Origin of the sequence: Streptomyces sp. UG1 (assembly GCF_049974585.1) — a bacterium.
Taxonomy (GTDB): Bacteria; Actinomycetota; Actinomycetes; order Streptomycetales; family Streptomycetaceae; genus Streptomyces.
On sequence record NZ_JBNGGG010000012.1, the window covers coordinates 115,297 to 131,067 of the forward strand.

Annotated in this window: 15 protein-coding genes and 1 pseudogene; 8 read left to right on the top strand and 8 right to left on the bottom strand. The window is 72.4% G+C overall.

Features of this window, described 5'->3' with window-relative positions; all coding sequences use genetic code 11:
- The first annotated feature begins 120 nt into the window (after window positions 1-120).
- Complete coding sequence (locus ACP4J3_RS15715; RefSeq protein ID WP_426534626.1) at window positions 121-522, top strand: DUF6223 family protein; 402 nt, start codon at window positions 121-123, stop codon at window positions 520-522.
- On the opposite strand, the gene ACP4J3_RS15720 is transcribed toward ACP4J3_RS15715, so the two are convergent.
- The 3 genes from ACP4J3_RS15720 to ACP4J3_RS15730 all read right to left on the bottom strand — a co-directional run bounded on the left by ACP4J3_RS15720 (window position 506) and on the right by ACP4J3_RS15730 (window position 1,984).
- A complete protein-coding gene (locus ACP4J3_RS15720; RefSeq protein WP_426534628.1) occupies window positions 506-1,114 on the bottom strand; it encodes a hypothetical protein in 609 nt (202 codons plus the stop codon). The genes ACP4J3_RS15715 and ACP4J3_RS15720 overlap by 17 nt on opposite strands.
- Entirely contained in the window at window positions 1,096-1,461 is a 366-nt protein-coding gene (locus tag ACP4J3_RS15725; RefSeq protein ID WP_426534630.1) for a hypothetical protein, read from the bottom strand. The genes ACP4J3_RS15720 and ACP4J3_RS15725 overlap by 19 nt, the downstream gene beginning before the upstream one ends.
- A gap of 133 nt (window positions 1,462-1,594) precedes the next feature.
- The gene (locus tag ACP4J3_RS15730; RefSeq protein WP_426534632.1) at window positions 1,595-1,984 is read right to left on the bottom strand and encodes a hypothetical protein; all 390 of its coding nucleotides are present in this window, start codon (window positions 1,982-1,984) and stop codon (window positions 1,595-1,597) included.
- Window positions 1,985-2,394: 410 nt separating this feature from the next.
- On the opposite strand from ACP4J3_RS15730, the gene ACP4J3_RS15735 reads away from it, so the two are divergent.
- Window positions 2,395-3,951 (top strand): PH domain-containing protein, encoded by a 1,557-nt coding sequence (locus ACP4J3_RS15735; protein WP_426534634.1) that lies wholly within the window; start codon window positions 2,395-2,397, stop codon window positions 3,949-3,951.
- A 20-nt stretch (window positions 3,952-3,971) separates the two neighbouring features.
- On the opposite strand, the gene ACP4J3_RS15740 is transcribed toward ACP4J3_RS15735, so the two are convergent.
- The gene (locus ACP4J3_RS15740; RefSeq protein WP_426534809.1) at window positions 3,972-4,526 is read right to left on the bottom strand and encodes a hypothetical protein; all 555 of its coding nucleotides are present in this window, start codon (window positions 4,524-4,526) and stop codon (window positions 3,972-3,974) included.
- On the opposite strand from ACP4J3_RS15740, the pseudogene ACP4J3_RS15745 reads away from it, so the two are divergent.
- Window positions 4,479-5,042: pseudogene (locus ACP4J3_RS15745) on the top strand (LCP family protein); the annotation flags it as partial. The gene ACP4J3_RS15740 and the pseudogene ACP4J3_RS15745 sit on opposite strands and share 48 nt — an antisense overlap.
- Before the next feature lie 209 nt (window positions 5,043-5,251).
- Here ACP4J3_RS15745 and ACP4J3_RS15750 read toward each other — a convergent pair.
- Window positions 5,252-6,508: a lactonase family protein gene (locus tag ACP4J3_RS15750; RefSeq protein ID WP_426534636.1), complete on the bottom strand. Its 1,257-nt coding sequence runs from the start codon at window positions 6,506-6,508 to the stop codon at window positions 5,252-5,254.
- 138 nt (window positions 6,509-6,646) lie between these two features.
- Window positions 6,647-7,375: a potassium channel family protein gene (locus ACP4J3_RS15755; RefSeq protein ID WP_426534638.1), complete on the bottom strand. Its 729-nt coding sequence runs from the start codon at window positions 7,373-7,375 to the stop codon at window positions 6,647-6,649.
- Window positions 7,376-7,592: 217 nt separating this feature from the next.
- Between ACP4J3_RS15755 and ACP4J3_RS15760 the strand changes: the two genes are divergently transcribed.
- Both ACP4J3_RS15760 and ACP4J3_RS15765 read left to right on the top strand, forming a co-directional pair.
- Window positions 7,593-7,808 (top strand): hypothetical protein, encoded by a 216-nt coding sequence (locus ACP4J3_RS15760; RefSeq protein WP_426534640.1) that lies wholly within the window; start codon window positions 7,593-7,595, stop codon window positions 7,806-7,808.
- Window positions 7,809-7,865: 57 nt separating this feature from the next.
- Window positions 7,866-8,951, top strand: coding sequence for a Rieske 2Fe-2S domain-containing protein (locus ACP4J3_RS15765; protein WP_426534642.1), 1,086 nt, complete (start codon window positions 7,866-7,868; stop codon window positions 8,949-8,951).
- Between the two features lie 308 nt (window positions 8,952-9,259).
- Here the strand turns inward: ACP4J3_RS15765 and ACP4J3_RS15770 are convergent, their stop codons facing one another.
- Window positions 9,260-10,627 (bottom strand): NAD(P)-binding domain-containing protein, encoded by a 1,368-nt coding sequence (locus tag ACP4J3_RS15770; RefSeq protein ID WP_426534644.1) that lies wholly within the window; start codon window positions 10,625-10,627, stop codon window positions 9,260-9,262.
- A gap of 106 nt (window positions 10,628-10,733) precedes the next feature.
- Here ACP4J3_RS15770 and ACP4J3_RS15775 point away from each other — a divergent pair, with 106 nt between their 5' ends.
- The gene (locus ACP4J3_RS15775) at window positions 10,734-11,099 is read left to right on the top strand and encodes an ArsR/SmtB family transcription factor (RefSeq protein WP_426534646.1); all 366 of its coding nucleotides are present in this window, start codon (window positions 10,734-10,736) and stop codon (window positions 11,097-11,099) included.
- A gap of 18 nt (window positions 11,100-11,117) precedes the next feature.
- Here the strand turns inward: ACP4J3_RS15775 and ACP4J3_RS15780 are convergent, their stop codons facing one another.
- Window positions 11,118-12,179 (bottom strand): PucR family transcriptional regulator, encoded by a 1,062-nt coding sequence (locus tag ACP4J3_RS15780; protein WP_426534648.1) that lies wholly within the window; start codon window positions 12,177-12,179, stop codon window positions 11,118-11,120.
- A 245-nt stretch (window positions 12,180-12,424) separates the two neighbouring features.
- On the opposite strand from ACP4J3_RS15780, the gene ACP4J3_RS15785 reads away from it, so the two are divergent.
- Complete coding sequence (locus ACP4J3_RS15785) at window positions 12,425-13,675, top strand: cation:proton antiporter (RefSeq protein WP_426534650.1); 1,251 nt, start codon at window positions 12,425-12,427, stop codon at window positions 13,673-13,675.
- Between the two features lie 57 nt (window positions 13,676-13,732).
- A complete protein-coding gene (locus ACP4J3_RS15790; protein ID WP_426534652.1) occupies window positions 13,733-15,634 on the top strand; it encodes an NAD-binding protein in 1,902 nt (633 codons plus the stop codon).
- The last annotated feature ends 137 nt before the right edge of the window (window positions 15,635-15,771 follow it).

The window sequence follows — 15,771 nt, forward strand, 5'->3', positions numbered from 1 at the left end:
TCCGCAGCGCTCGCGGTAGCGGGAAGTGCGTCCGTCCGCGGGACGACCGGCGGTGGGTGCGGCGGACATGCTCGGACCACGTCCGGTCGTATCGGACCACGTCCAGTCACAGGAGGAGACATGTCTGTCGGATTTGAGTCGGTTGGATTTGAGTCGGTGGCCGCCGATGCCTACGAACTGACCGCCGGCCGGTTCGTGGGCACCGCGGCGGCACTGGTGGCGCTGGCCGGTGTGATCATCGGCGGGCTGGCGCTGGCCCGGTCCCGGTCCGCCGGGCGGGGCGGCAACGCGAAGCGGGCACCCGTAGTGTCCCTGGTGGCGGGCCTGGCCGGCATGACCGTCGGCGCGCTGAACCTGGCCGTCGCCGACGGCGGCCCCGGCACCGGCAACGGAGTGGTCGGCGGCGCCATGGCCCTGGTGCTGGGACTGGCCGCCACGGTCCTGGGCCGACTGGCCCTGGTCCGCTCCCGCCGCGGGGAGGTGGGGCAGACCGTCGGTTCGAGGCTCAATTGGCGAGTTTGAGCACGGCGCCCACGTAACCGCAGAGTCCGAGCACGGTGCCGAGCCAGACGGTGATGGTGTGGAAGGCGAGCCGGCCGGGGGCCGGGAGCATGCCGAGGTGGACCAGGGCCGCCTTGCTCACCCGGGGCTGGGGCCCGTGCTTGGGCAGGCGTTCGAGGGCTCGGCGCAGCGCCCTTTGGGAGGCCGGCTCGGTGAGGCCGAGGGAGGTGCCGTGGGCGTCGCGCACCAGCAGGACGCGTTCCGAGACACCGCCGGTGGAGAAATAGGTCAGCAGCCGGACCCGCTCGATGCGGGACAGGTCCACGGTGCGCTCACCGGTCAGAGTCCGCGCGATCATGAGGTTTCTGGGGCGGCGCGGCCGCGACTTCTCCGTGTTCAGTTCGGAGAGCAGCAGGGATCCTGCCAGTCCCGCGATCATCGCCACGATCGCCACCTCTGCGGGAAACAGACCGGTTGCCGCGACGGCGAGCGTGGCGAAGGGCGACGCCACGAGCGCCACGGCGAAGGCGGTCCAGCGGCGCGCCCGCCGCCGGGCCGCCGCGGGAGACGTCCACTGCTCTGTGCACTTCGCCTTCACCCGGCTCTTGAGCACCCTGACTCCCTCGGGTCCCGTGGGTCCTGCACCAAGGGTCCGCGCCTTGCGAACCAGTCGGAGAGGGCCGCGCCGAGCTGCAGCCCCAGGCTCAGAAACACCAGCGGGGGCGTGATCGCGGCCAGCAGAGTGGAGGCGGCCTCACGGGGCAGGCCGGCCAGCCCGGCCACGAGGGGCACCAGGCCACCCACCCACAGCACGAGCGCGGCGACCCCGTTCACCCGGATCCGTGCCGGGGAGCACCGCGCACGCACCCTCATCGGCGACCAGCCACGGAGCATGGCGATGCCGAAAGGCAGCAGTACCAGCGTGAACAGCCCGATCGAGATCCACAGGAAAACCACCACGTCCCGCCCCTTTCCCCTGCTCCCCGACGCGAAGTCTGCCCTCGCGCCCACCCCCTCGTCACTGCCGGAATCCGGAAGTCTCCGGGCGGCCCGACTGCCTGGCGGCCCGGCGAACGTCGCGGGCGTTCGGCGCTCACCGCCCGGCCGGGCAGTTCCCCCAGAGCGTGGAGAGGACTTCGGGGATCTGCGCGATATCGCCGCAGCCTCGTGCCCCACGGGGGAAGCCGTCGCTGGTGAGGTAGGCCCAGCCGCCGGCGGAGGTGCCACGGAAGTACTTGGTGGCGCTGCCCTCGTCCTGCATGCCCACCAGTTCGTCGTGGGTGGCGCCAGCAGTGGCCTCGAAGCTGGTGGCGGCGTAACGGACGCCGCCGCACTGGCCGTAGTAGAACTGCCCCGGCGCCGGCCGAATATGGACGAACCGCGGAAAGCTACGCCGGTACGCCTCCGTCACGGCGGCCTTCACTTGGCTGCCGGCGCTCAGGTTGCGGCAGCCCGGGCGCTCTGCGGGCCCGCTGACGCTCACGACGGGAGTGGGGGATGTGGCCCTCGGGGTGGCAGGACTGGTCGTAGGGGTGCCGGTCGGCGTCGGGGCCAGTGCGGAAGGCGAGGGCGAGGGCGTGGAAGTAGGGGAAGGGGAGGCCGAGGCGGAGGCGGGTGTGTCCGAGCCGGTGGGGGAATCCGACGCCTCCTGGCACCCTGCCAACGCCAGGATCCCGAAACCCACCACCGCTATCACCGACGTACCTCTGAGACCCGGCATGGGAGTCCTCTCTTCGACCGTGCTCGATCGTTCTCGACCGCTGAAGCAACGGCTAGACCCACGGGACAGCGCCAGGGTTGTGGCGAGGTGGCCGACCCGGCAGCGTCGCGGCCCGGAAATCTGCCGTACACCGCACAAGCAGGCGCAACCCGGCCGATGGCACGATTCCGCGCATGAGTGGTGTCCCGGAAGTGACGTGCCGTCCTCAGCTGAAGCGCTCCGTGCGGCGGTTCGTCGTGTTCGCATCGGCCGGGGTGATCCTGGCCGGGACGGGGCCGGCCGTGGTGCGCGTGGCGTACGGGGGCGGGCCGGCGGACGCGTGGGTCTACGTGGGCCTGTTCGCCGCGCTGCTCGGCGTCGTGTTCCTGTACGGGGCCGTCGCCCAGGTGAGCGCCGACGCGTACGGCGTGCGCTCCCGGACGCTGCTGCGCCGCCGCCGCGTGCCCTGGCACGACATCGCCGACCTGCGCGTGTACGTGCAGTACGGGCGTAACGGCCAGGAGATCCACCGCGTCGAGGTGGTGCTGCGCGGCGGACGCACTCGCCGCCTGCCCCTGCCGGCCAGCGCGTCCTCGAACGACCGGGCGGACTTCGACGCCAAGCTGGACGCGCTGCGCGCGCTGCACCGCAGGTACGGCACCCCGGAGTCGAGCCACGTCGCCGTCATCTCCAAGCGCACCGCCGGGCGCGGTACGGCCGTGCCGCTGAGCCTGTGCGTGCTGCTGCTCGCGGGCGCCGGTCTGGCCGCCTGGTTCGTGCCGGCCACGGAGTCGCTGAAGCGTGCGTGGGAGTCGGCTGCCCCGTGCGCCGCCGATGCGCCCTCCCGGGAGTGCCTGACCACCCTGCCGGCCGTGATCACACGGGTCGAGGTCGGCTCGGGGAAGCAGCGCAGTTGGCTGTACTTCGCCGACGGCCGGCCGCTGGAGCGGCTGTCGGTCTCGCAGGAGGGCGCCCGGGGGTTCCAGCCCGGCGACCGCGTCGAACTCACCGTCTGGCGCCGCGAGGTGAGGGAGGTCACCGGCGAACACCACGTCTGGCGCGAGCACTTCCCCGGCGGCGGAGACGTCGCCGTCATCGCCGCCGGGTGCGCGCTCGCCGCGGGCTACCCCGCCTCCTTGGTGCTGCTGCGCCGACGCGGGCGCCGGCTGCCCGCCGACGAGGTCCTGCCGTCGGCGCTCCCGTTCGCGGGCGCCCTGGTCGCCACGGCCCTGTGGCTGCTGCCGCTCTGCTACCTCCACCCCACGTCCCCGCCGACCTCCCCCGGGGCCCTCACCTGGGCGGTCGCGGGATCGCTCGTCTCGCTGTGCCTGTTCATCCGGGCCTGGCGCGCGACCCGCGTCCGTACGCCCGAGAAGGCCGCGGCTGCGACTCAAACGCTCCAGAAGCCCTCCGACGAGGACGAGGAGGTCTTCCTGGCCGCCCGCTTCCTGGAGTCCACCGACTACAACCCGAACAACTTCGGCACCCACATCGTCCTCGGCGGCGGCCCGCCCGCCGTCACGCCCCACCCCGGCCCGGGCCGGTTCGCGGCGAAGCGGATCCCGGTGGAGCGGCTCACCGTCAAGGACGTACGGCGCCCCCGCGGCGGCGACGGTGACGGCGTCCCCAGAGGCTGGCAGGTCGCCGAACTCGACGACGCGGGCCGCCCGGTCCACCTCGCGGCGGCCCCCGCCGACCTGGCCCGCATCGTCCGGGCGCTGAGCACTGCGGGAACCCCTGCTTCCCCTTGACGAGTTCTCAGCCTCGCTTCTCAGCCCCGCGCGCCGACGGCGAGCCCGCAGGTGCCCGACCTCGACGCCCCGTCCAGCCCCGTCAGCTCCACCTCGACCTGGCCCTCGGCGTCCCGGCTGTAGGCGATCGTGCAGGTGAGCTGGCGTAGCGCGGTGCTGCCCAGGCCCTCCAGGGCGAGGGGCAGGCGGGCTGTGACCCGGCCGCCCGGGACGGACTCGACCTCGACGGTCCGGCCGGGGAGGGCGGCGGGGAGGGCGGTGCTCAGGCCGGCGGCTCGGTCTTGCTCCCGCGGGCCGTTGAGCAGCGCCATGACGACCTTCTCCGTCGCCACCGGACCGGCCGCGGCGGCGGAGTTCCCGGCTCCGGAGCCCGACTCGGTGTATTCGTCGCCGAACCCGGCCTCGGGCTCGGTCGTGCGGATCACGGGGCTCAGGCCTCCGCCGGGGGAACGGAAGAAGAGCAGCATGTCCAAGTCGCGGTTCAGGAAGGCCTGGAACGAAGCGGGGCCGCCCGCCTCGATGACCGCCTCCTGGTCCGCACCGTCGAGCTGAACACCGGCCTGCGTATCGACCATTACGCGGAGATCGGCTTCGGGGGCTTCGTCGGCGTCGTGGACGCGGTCGGCGGGGTGGAGATGTGCGTGGACCGGAACATCAGGGACGAGAAGTCCGGGCTGGACCTGACGAAGGGCTGTCACACCCTGGACGGCGCCCAGTCACTCGCGTTCGTCCGCCAGCGTCACCAGGAGGCCGACGGCGACCTGGGCCGCTCCCGCAACCAGCGGAAGTTCCTCTCCGCCCTGGCCGGCAAGGCGGCCGCTCCCGGCACGGCCCTGAACCCCTTCGACACCTACCCGCTGCTGAACGCCGCGCTGGACACCCTGGTCGTGGACAAGGACATGGACCTGCCCACCCTCGCGTCCCTCTTCCAGGCGATGCACGGCGTCTCCGCCGGCAACGGCAGACAGCTCAACGTCCCCGTGGCCGGACCCGGCTTCAACACCTCCAAGGGCAGCGCCGTGAAGTGGGACGCGGCGAAGGCGGAGCGGCTCTTCGGCGGGCTGAGGAACGACCGGCCGGTGAGTGCCGAGGAGGCCTGCGGCGGCGGCCGGCCCGGAGCGGCCGGCGGCCGGGGCCCGCGTGCGTGGGAGGGGCTCCGGCCGCCCCCCGTCTCTCCTTGCCGCTTCGGGGGGAGCGAGTGCGGCACGGAGAGAGGGATGGGGTTGGCTACTCCCATAGCGCACGGCCGGTGCGATGTGTCACCCGTTCCGGAGCCCCCCCCATTCCCCCGGGCCGTGGCTCAGACCGCGGCGATCCCCTCCATCCCGGACTCGCCGAAGACGGGCAGGTCCTCGGCCGTCGTCACCTTGGTGAGGGCGCCGTCGGCCTCGACGCGGAAGCCGTCGACGGTGCCGGAGACGGCGTTCTGGACGTAGACGAACTTCTCGTCCTCGGTGACGGCGAGGTCGATCACGCCCTGGGAATCGGCGGAGGGCGGGGTGGCGATGCCCACGTCGTTGGTCAGCGAGAGCTTGCCCTGCTCGTCCATGCGGTAGCCGGTGACGGTGGAGTTGCCGGTGTTGCCGCCGTAGAAGAAGTCGCCCGCGCGCTCCAGCCAGCACAGGGTCTCCTGCCCGCTGGCCAGCGGCTGCTGAAGGACCTTCAGCTTGCCGTCGTGCTTGACCTTGTACGTGGTGACGGTGGACTTCTCCGCCTCGGCGACCAGCATCCGCTTCCCGGTCGCGTCGAAGCTGATCGCGAAGGGGACACCGCCGGCCGATTCACTGACCACCGGTTCGTCGACGGCCGGAAGACCGTCGCTCTTCATCGGGAAGACCTCGACGGTGTTGTTGCCCTTGGTGGTGACCACCAGATTGCGTCCGTCCGGGGTGAACTCGACTTCGCCGGGCGAGGTGTCGAAGCGCGGTATGTCCTCGTTGTCCAGGCCCAGCGAGCGGTGGGACCCCTCCAGCGGCCGAAGGCCCTCGCCGGTGATCCGGAAGCCCTGGACGCTGCCCTCGCCGCCCGCGTTCATGACGTACGCGATCTCGCCGTGCACGGCGATGCTCGACGGGAACTCCCCACCGGAGCTCACGACCTTCCGGTCCCTCAGTTCCTGTCCCTCGGCACGGAACGAGGTCACCGTGCCGCTCCCGGCGTTGACCGCCAGCAGCATCCCCGAGCGGTCGTCGTAGACGAGTGAGCCCTGGGAGGCGAGCGAGTCGGTCGGGGCGTCGATCTGGTCGCCGCCCTTGCCGCCGGTCTCGTAGGTGCCGGCGGGTTTGAGCTTGCCGTCGTCGCCCCGTGCGAACACATGGATGGTGTTGCCGTCCAGCTCGTTGCCCTGGACGAAGACGGCGTGATCGGCCCCGGCGGCGCTCCCGGCGTACTGGCCGGCCGAGGCCACGGTCACGGCCACGGTGGCCGCCGCGACGGTGGCGAGGGCGCCGCCGGCCAGGACGACGCGCCGTGTCCTGCGCTTCGCGCGGTGCCCGTGGCGCGTGCCGGAGTGCCGGCTCGGGCGGCTGTGGTCGCTGTAACCGCTGTGCATGTCCATGTCCCATTCCTCTGTGTCCGTCGTGTCGGTGCGAGGCCATCGCGGCTGCGGATGGGACCAGAGTGACCAGAGGGAACGGGGTGCCGGTGCGGAACGAGGGCCGCGTCAGACTCCTGTAAGGGATTTCTGTCGCTCGGCTCAACTCAACTCGGCAAAGGACTCCACGGCCTGGGTCCTGCCGGTGACGATGATGACGTCGCCCTTGGCGATGACCGTCTCGGCGGTGGCGTACGTGAACCCCTCGCCCGGCCGTTTGATCCCGACGACCGTCACCCCGTACTTGGACCGGACCTCACTCTCACCCAGCGCCACCCCGGTGGCGATCTCCGGCGCGATGGTCTTCACCAGGGCGTAGTCGTCGTCGAACTCGATGAAGTCCAGCATCCGGCCGGTCACCAGGTGGGCCACCCGCTCGCCCATCTCGTGCTCCGGCAGGACCACGTGGTGGACGCCGAGACGCTCCAGGATCTGCCCGTGCTGACGGCTGATGGCCTTGGCCCAGATGTTGGGGACCTCGGCCTCCAGCAGATTGGAGGCGATCAGAATGGAGGCCTCTATGTCGGTGCCGATGCCGACGACGGCACTCGTGAACTCGTGCACGCCGAGCTGGCGCAGGGCCTCGGGGTCGGTGCAGTCGGCGACGGCGGTGTGGGTGAGGTCGTCGCTCAGGCGCTGCACGATCTGGGTGCTGGTGTCGACGCCCAGGACGTCCCAGCCGCGGCGCATCAGCTCGTTGGCGAGCGAACTGCCGAACCGGCCGAGGCCGATGACGGCGACCCGCTGGTCCCCGTGCTGGTCGGCGCCGAAGTGGGGGGTCGGCTGCTTGGCCCGGCGACGGCGGCGCAGGGCATGCAGGAAGTTAACCAATGACGGGTCGCTCCTCGGGTAGCTGGTGGCGGCGGTGTGCTCGCGCGGCCGTCAAAGGATCCGTCATTTCCCCGGCAGAACACCACGCCGACCGTGCCACTCGGCGCGGCCGAGGAGGCCAACGGGGTGTCCCCCGGCGGTGTCGGGCGGCCGGCGGCGGGAGCGTTCAGCCATGCTGGGACCAGGGGGCATCCCTTCCTGCGACAAGGAGCACCGTATGCCCACGGACCCGGTCGGACGATTCCTGACAGCACTGGACCCGCGGCAGCGCGAGGCCGTGGGCGGCAAGCCACGCCAGGAGCAGGAGCGCCTCGCGGCGGCCTGGGAGCGGGAACTGGAATCGGACGACGAACTCGACACCCTCGACGAACTGTCACCACCGGCGGCGGAGGCCGAGGCGGCACGCCGCGTCCTGGAACGAGAGACCGACTAGCCGCCACCCGCCGCTGGGTCAGAGCCCGATCTGCCGTACAAGCCCTAGCATCTCCTCATGCCTTTACGTCGGAGCCATGACAAACTCGCCGCGCTGCCGCGCGATCGGCGAGCCGACTTCTACCCGATGCCGGCTGTTCCCTACGGGTGGTACGCCGTGCTCCGCAGCGCCGAACTGCGCCCGGGCAGGGTCGTCAGCCTCCACTACTTCGGACGGGCGCTCATCGCCTTCCGAGGAGCCGATGGCCGGGCGGCCGTACGGGATGCGCACTGCCCCCACTACGGCGCGCACCTCGGCGCCGGGGGCAGGGTCGTGGACGGCGCCGTGGAATGCCCGTTCCACGGCTGGCGATTCGGGCCGGACGGGCGGTGTGTGAAGGCACCGTTCGCGCACCGGAACCCCAAGGTGTCCCTCGGCGGCTTTCCGGTCCGTGAGCACAGCGGGCTCATCTTCGTCCACGTCGGTCCGGACGAGCCGTCATGGGAGGTGCCGGAGATCCCGGAGGCGAAGTCCGGGCGGTACGCCACTCCGATCGACGACACCTGCCGCGCGCGCATCCACATCCAGGAAATGCGCGAGAACATCGTGGACGAGTCCCACTTCCACTTCCTCCACGGCCAGAGCGAACCCCTCGTCCAGGACTGGCGATCCGACGGTCCCTTCGCGGAGGCCCGCGGCCGGATCCTGCGACGCGTTCTCGGGCGGGACATCGACAACACCTTCGACGCGTTCATGTACGGGCCGGGTGTCATGGTGGTCCGCACCCACGGGCCGGCCCTCTCCGTGACGGCCGTCGCCCTCACCACCCCGGTCGACGACCGCACCAGCGAGATGCGGATGCTGTACTACCTCCGCAAGCCGGCCCGGTTCCCGCTCCTGACGCCCGTGCTCAAGCTCGTCTTCCGCAGGGAGGCCCTGGGCGAGGTGCGCGAGGAGGTCCGGATCTGGGACCACAAGATCCATCAGCCGCGCCCGGTCCTGCTGCCCCACGAAAAGGGCATCAAGGCGCTGCGTCGCTGGTACGCGCAGTTCTATCCGCCCAGCCTTCCTCTCACGCAGCCGCGCGACCTCGCCCCGCCCGCCGGGGCCGGGAACGGGAGCGGGAAGGTCAGTGGCAGTCGGGCGAGGAGCGACCGCGACTGAGCGGGTCGGGAGAAGTCCGCTGCGGTTCGGCAGCGCCCTGACGCGGGGCCCGTGGTGCCGGCACTCAGCCATTCGGCCGACGTGACGGTCCAAGGCCGGGCGGAGCATGGCCGTTCGGCCGAGGCGGAGGAGGGGTGCCGGACGGGAGGGTGGAGCCACGGCGCCCGGCCCGCTCTCTCCCCCCAGACCAGGGCCGGGCGCCCGCTTCCCCGGTGCCTCCCCTGCCTGCGTCACCGACATGGTGAACATTGCCTGACGGAGGGCCGGCTGCCCGCCCGGGACACCGCCTGCCGGGCACGGCCATGAGGTCAGCAGCCGCCGGACGTGGTGGGGGCGCCGATGCCGATCCGGAGGGTGGCCGGGGCGGCGCAGCAGCCGCCGCCGTCGCTGCCGCTCTGGGCGGCGTCGGGGTCGTCGTACAGGCCGGAGCCGCCGCAGACTCCGGTCTCCGGCAGGGTCAACTCCACACGTTCCGCCGCGTCCTGGTCGCCGGCGATCGCGGCGGCGATGGAGCGGACCTGTTCGTAGCCGGTCATGGCGAGGAAGGTCGGGGCGCGGCCGTAGGACTTCATGCCGGCCAGGTAGACGCCCTTCTCCGGGTGGGAGAGCTCCCGCACGCCGTGCGGGTAGACGGTGCCGCAGGAATGGACGTTGGGGTCGATCAGCGGGGCCAGGGCGGTCGGGGCCTGGAGGCGCTCGTCCAGGCCGAGGCGGAGCTCGGAGAGGAAGGACAGGTCGGGGCGGAAGCCGGTGAGCACGATGACCTCGTCGACCGGGCCCAGGCGGCGGCCGTCCTCGGAGACGAGTACCAGTCGCTCGCCGTCGCGATCCACAGCCTGTGTACGGAAGCCGGTGACCGCGTCGGCGTGGCCGGCCTCGACGGCGGCCTTGGCGCGCAGGCCCAGGGCGCCGCGGGCCGGGAGCTGGTCGGCCTCGCCGCCGCCGTAGGTGGAGCCGGTGATGCCGCGGCGCAGGATCCACACCGCATGCGTGCCGTCCTGTTCCTCGGCCAGGTCGGCGAGGTGGGCCAGGGCGGTGAAGGCGGAGGCGCCGGAGCCGATGACGGCGGTGCGCCTGCCGGCGTAACGGGCGCGGACAGCTGGGTCGTTGAGGTCGGGGACGCGGTAGGAGATGCGGTCGGCGGCCCGCTTCTCGCCGAGGGCGGGCAGGCCGTTCGCGCCCATCGGGCTCGGCACGGACCAGGTGCCGGAGGCGTCGATGACCGCGCGGGCGGTGATGCGCTCCTCGCTGCCGTCCGGGCCGGCGATGTGCACGGTGAAGGGCTGCTCCTCGCGACCGGAGTCGACGATCCGGTCCCGGCCGGCGCGGGCGACGCCGGTCACCGTGGCGCCGTAGCGGATCTTGTCGCCGAGAGTGTCGGCGAGCGGCTGGAGGTACCGCTCGGCCCAGTCGCCGCCCGTCGGATAGCCGGCCCCGTCGGGGCGGACCCAGCCGGTGGGGGCGAGCAGCTTCTCGGCGGCGGGGTCGGTGACCTCGGCCCACGGGGAGAACAGCCGCACGTGCGCCCAGTCGCGTACGGCGGTGGCGGCGGACGGGCCCGCCTCCAGGACCAGCGGTTCGATGTCCCGCTCGATGAGGTGGGCGGCTGCGGCGAGGCCGATCGGGCCTGCGCCGATGACCACGACGGGCAGCCGGTCGTCGGTGGGCGCGTTCACTGGAATCCCCATTGAAATCCTCACTGGAATCCCCCTTGATTCGATGTTTGTCGATGTCTTGTCCGGCCAGCTTGGCATTTGGTTCGACGAGTGTCAATATAGAAGCATGTCGAACACCGAGGTGCTGCCGCTGCTGGAACCCGCCGACGGTGGGGCTGTGGCGCCGTGCTGCCCGCCGCTGACCGAGCGCCCGTTCACCGCCGAGGAGGCCGAGACGGCCGCGCGGATGTTCAAGGCCCTGGGCGATCCGGTGCGGCTGCGGCTGTTCTCCGCGGTCGCCTCGCACGAGGGCGGCGAGGCGTGCGTCTGCGACATCTCCGACGTCGGGGTCTCCCAGCCGACCGTCTCCCACCACCTGAAGAAGCTCAAGGACGCCGGGCTGCTGACGTCCGAGCGGCGCGGGACCTGGGTGTACTACCGGGTCGAGCCGTCGGTGCTCGCGGCCATGGGCCGGCTGCTGAGCAGGGCTTGAGGACCGGCGGCTTCCGGCTCAGAGCGGCTTTTCCGGCCAGTCCAGGAGCCTCGCGCCGATCACCGCGGTCTGGAGGGTGTAGCGGTGCACGGGGTCGGAGGGGTCGGCGCCGGTGAGCTTGTGGATGCGCTCCAGGCGGTAGGTGAAGGCACGCACGCTCAGTGAGAGCCGGCGGGCGGCCTCCGCGGCCACGCAGCCGGAGTCGAAGTAGGCGGTGAGGGTGTCGAGGAGCGGGCGCGCCCCGCCCCGGGCCTGGCGCAGCGGGCCCAGCGCGCTGTGCACGAGGTCCGCCATGGCCTGCCGGTCCCGGGTGAGGACGGGGTAGACGAGGAGGTCGGAGGCGTGCAGGACGGGGTCCTCGAGCTCCAGGCGCTCGGCCAGGTCCAGGGCGTTCAGGGCCTGCTCGTAGGACTGGACCACGCCGGCCGCGCCGGGCTGCGAGCGGCCGATCGCCACCTGGCCGCCCCCGGTGGCGGCGTACGCCTGCTTGGCGAAGTAGGTGAGGACGTCGTCCTGGTCGCCCGGGGCGACGCACACGAGCCGGCCGTCCTTCGTGGTGAGCAGGATGCTGCGGTCGCCGAACCGGCCTATCAGGGCGCGCTCCACCTCCCGGGGCACCGGGTCGCCCTCGTCGTAGGGGACGTCGCCGCGCGCCACGGCCACCGCGTGCTCGTACGACAGCCGCAGCCCGTAGCGTTCCGCCCGCTGCGCCAGCCGGCCCAGGTCGCTGCGGCCGTAGAGCAGGTCGTCGACGAACTCGCGCCGGGCGGCCTCCTCCTGGCGCACGGCGAGCCGCTGAGCCCGCTCGTAGCCCTCGGCGAAGGCGTCGAGGGCCTGTGCCACGGCGGCGAGCACACTGTCGGTGGTGACGCCGTTCGCGGTCGGCCAGTTGGCCCGGGTCTCGGACAAGTGGGCGGCCACCAGGGCACGCAGGCCGTGACCGGCCTCCGCGGCCTGCTCGCCCAGCACCCGGCGGGAGTCGATCTCCTCACGCGTCAGCCGACGACCGGTCGCGGAGGCGTCCGCGAGGATGCCGGCAAACCCGTCCAGGTACTCGTCGGACACGTCCCGGCTCATCATGCGCGGCCCCCGGATTCGAATACGTCGTTGGCATTGACGCCCTATTAACGCATCCCGGCGCGGAGATCGCGTCCAAGGGCGCCGGTCGCGACATTGCCGTGACCCGGCAGCGTCGGACCCACGACAGTGCGCCTCACGGGGCTGTCAACGGAGCGTAAAGAACGTGTACGGTTCCCTCTGGTGTGCCGGGAAGTCGGGTCGGCGGTCATTGACAGAAGTCCTTTCGCCGATCGGGGGTGCGGGTCATGGTGCTCGTCGTTGTCTTCGGAGTGGCACTGCTCATCGCGGTGCTGTTGTCCGGTCTCGCCGCCAGGACCGTCCTGTCGACGTCCCTGCTCTTCCTGGTCGGCGGCGCCCTCGTCAGTGACGGGTTCCTCGGGCTGATCCACATCACCGAGGACAGCGAGATCGTCTCCGTCACCGCCGATCTGGCGCTGTTCGCGGTGCTGTTCACCGACGGCATGCACGTCTCCTTCCCGAAGCTGCGGGAGAACTGGCGCAACCCCGCCCGCGCCCTCGGGCTCGGCATGCCGCTCGCGTTCATCGGCATGTCGCTGATCACGCACTTCCTGGTGGGCCTGGACTGGACGACGTCCTTCCTGGTCGGCGCCGTGCTGGCGCCCACCGACCCGGTGTTCGCCTCGGCCATCGTCGGGCGCAAGGAAGTCCCCGCGAAGCTGCGGCAGTTGCTGAACGTCGAGAGCGGCATCAACGACGGCCTCGCCCTGCCCGTCGTGCTCATCCTGATCGCCGCGGCCGGGCCCACCTCCGGGCACGCCGAGGCCGACCTCGGGGCGATCGCGCTGGAGCTGGTCCTGGGGCTGGTCTTCGGTGTCGTCCTGCCCTTCGTGGTGATCGAGCTCGTACGCTTCCCGCTGCTGGGGGCGGAGCCGAAGCTCCAGCCGCTGCTGCCGCTGGCGATCGGCGTGATCCTGTACGCCGCCTGCCACCTGACCCACGCCAACCCCTACCTCGCCGCGTTCTCGGCCGGAGCCGTGCTCACCGCCCGCTCCCTCGAGGCGAAGGAGGCGTTCGAGCCGCTGGGCGAGTCGCTGGCCGAACTCGCCAAGTTCGCGGCGCTGCTGGTGTTCGGCGCGCTGCTGACGCCGCAGCTGTTCGGCGACCTGTCCCTGGGCGGGTACGCGGCCGTCGTGCTGGCCATCGTGCTGATCCGGCCCGCCTCGCTGCTGCTGTCGCTGCTGGGCACGCGCTTCACCCGGCAGGAGAAGCTGGTCGCGGCCTGGTTCGGCCCGAAGGGATTCGCGTCCGTGGTGTACGGGCTGCTGGTGCTGCAGGCCGGGATCCCGCAGGGCGAGGAGGCGTTCACCCTCATCGCCGTGTGCATCGCCTTCTCGATCATCGCGCACAGCTCCACCGACGTACCGATCGCCCGAATCTTCCACGTCGAGGACATCGCCGGTGTCGACGGCGGCACTCCGGCGCCGCGCACCGCCCAGGAGGAGACGCGCGCCGTGTCGGTCCGCGACCGGGGGTAGAGGAACGGTATGGCCCTCCTCCCCCAGCCGACACGCGGTCTCCCCCGGCCGAGTCACATGATCGTCTGTGGTGACGACGCGCTCGCCGAACGGCTGGCCGCCGAACTCACCACGGTGTACCGGGAGCAGGTGACCCTCGTCCTGCCGCCCGCGCGGCAGAGCGATGCCGCCGGGCGGGGGCGGTCCTGGACCCTGTCCGGCCCGGTGCAGGCCCTGGTGAACCGGATGGGAGGGCCGTCCGCCGACGACGGTGCCGACCGGCCCCGGGTGCTTCAGGCCCACGAGCTGGACGAGTCCGTCATGGCCGAAGCCGGGGTGCGTGAGGCCGCCGCGATGGCGCTGGTCCATGACGACGACGAGACCAACATCCGCGCCGCGCTGGCCGCCCGCCGCCTCAACCCGCGGCTGCGCCTGGTCATCCGGCTCTACAACCGCAAGCTCGGCCAGCACCTGGAGGAACTCCTCGACCAGGCCGCCGCGCTCGCCGTGCCCGGTCTGGACCCGGAGGCGCTGGACACCTCCACCACCGTCCTGTCGGACGCGGACACCGCCGCCCCGGCGCTGGCGGCCACCGCGATCGCCGGCACCAGCAAGGTCGTCCAGGCCGACGGGCTGCTGCTGCGCGCCGCGGAACGCACCCCGCCCGGCCCCGGCCAGGTGGCCGACCCCGGCCTGTGCACCCTCGCCCTGCTGTCGTCGACCACGAACGACCCGTCCGGCGAGGAGGGTTCCGACGCCAGCGGCGAAGCGGGGCCGGCGCTGCTGCCGGACGAGGACACGGTGGCCGCCGCCACCGGGCGCGGCACCGTGATCCTGCAGGCCGTCACGCACACCGGCCCGCCGGAGCCGGCGGGGCGCCTGGCGGGCCGGGGAGCGCCGCTGGGCTCACTGTTCTCGCGCCGGCTGCGCTGGTCGCTGGCCGGGCTGGTCTCCTGCCTGCTGGGCCTGGCCGTGGCCACCTGGCTGACCGCCGACAACGTCCATCCGCTGCACGCCGGATACGTCATCCTGCTCGACCTCTTCGCGATCAACGACCCGGCGCTCGACGATCCCCCCGCCCGTCAGGTGCTCCAACTCCTCGCCGGACTCGCCGGATTGCTGCTCTTGCCCGTCCTGCTCGCGGCGGTCCTGGAGGCGCTCGGCACCTTCCGCACCGCCTCCGCGCTGCGCCGCCCGCCGCGCGGCCTGTCCGGGCATGTCGTGCTGCTCGGCCTCGGCAAGGTCGGCACCCGGGTGCTGTCCCGGCTGAGGGAGCTCGGCATCCCCGTGGTGTGCGTGGAGGAGGACCCCGAGGCGCGGGGCGTGCCGCTCGCCCGCCGGCTGCGGGTGCCCACGGTCATCGGGGACGTCACCCAGGAGGGCGTCCTGGAGGCCGCCAAGATCCACCGCGCGCACGCCCTGCTCGCCCTCACCAGCAGCGACACCACCAACCTGGAGGCCGTGCTGTACGCACGCTCCGTCGAACCCGGTCTGCGGGTCGCGCTGCGGCTGTACGACGACGACTTCGCCACGGCCGTCCACCGCACCCTGCGCGCCACCCACCCGCAGGCCCTGACCCGCAGCCGCAGCGTCTCCACGCTGGCCGCGCCCGCCTTCGCCGGAGCCATGATGGGCCGCCAGATCCTCGGCGCCATCCCCGTCGAGCGGCGCGTACTCCTCTTCGCGGCCCTCGACGTCGCCGGTCATCCCCAGCTCGAAGGCCGCACCCTCGCCGAGTCCTTCCGCGCCGGCGCCTGGCGCGTCCTGGCCCTCGACACCTCCGCACCGGACGAGCGGATGCCCGACCTGTCCGCCACCCCCACCCACGACGGCTCCCCCCGCCCGGCCGGCCTGATCTGGGACATCCACCCCGGCTACGTACTGCGCCCCCAGGACCGCGTGGTACTCGCCGCAACCCGCCAGGGCCTGGCCGAACTCCTCGGCCGCCACCCTCACCCGAGCCCCCGGCGCACGGGCTGAGCGCTCCGCCGGCTGCGTCGATCAGCGGCTGTGCCGCGGGGCCGCGGGGCCGCCATGGGCCGTCGATCAACTGCGGCGCCGTCGTGGCTGGTCGCGCCCGCGCGGCGGAGCCGCTGATCGACACAGCCCCGCGCCCC

Coding starts and splice junctions, on each gene's coding strand:
- ACP4J3_RS15750 (WP_426534636.1), bottom strand. CDS start 6,508: ATGGACATGCACAGCGGTTACAGCGACCACAGCCGCCCGAGCCGGCAC.
- ACP4J3_RS15780 (WP_426534648.1), bottom strand. CDS start 12,179: ATGATGAGCCGGGACGTGTCCGACGAGTACCTGGACGGGTTTGCCGGC.
- ACP4J3_RS15735 (WP_426534634.1), top strand. CDS start 2,395: ATGAGTGGTGTCCCGGAAGTGACGTGCCGTCCTCAGCTGAAGCGCTCC.
- ACP4J3_RS15715 (WP_426534626.1), top strand. CDS start 121: ATGTCTGTCGGATTTGAGTCGGTTGGATTTGAGTCGGTGGCCGCCGAT.
- ACP4J3_RS15790 (WP_426534652.1), top strand. CDS start 13,733: ATGATCGTCTGTGGTGACGACGCGCTCGCCGAACGGCTGGCCGCCGAA.
- ACP4J3_RS15775 (WP_426534646.1), top strand. CDS start 10,734: ATGTCGAACACCGAGGTGCTGCCGCTGCTGGAACCCGCCGACGGTGGG.
- ACP4J3_RS15740 (WP_426534809.1), bottom strand. CDS start 4,526: ATGGTCGATACGCAGGCCGGTGTTCAGCTCGACGGTGCGGACCAGGAG.
- ACP4J3_RS15785 (WP_426534650.1), top strand. CDS start 12,425: ATGGTGCTCGTCGTTGTCTTCGGAGTGGCACTGCTCATCGCGGTGCTG.
- ACP4J3_RS15760 (WP_426534640.1), top strand. CDS start 7,593: ATGCCCACGGACCCGGTCGGACGATTCCTGACAGCACTGGACCCGCGG.
- ACP4J3_RS15765 (WP_426534642.1), top strand. CDS start 7,866: ATGCCTTTACGTCGGAGCCATGACAAACTCGCCGCGCTGCCGCGCGAT.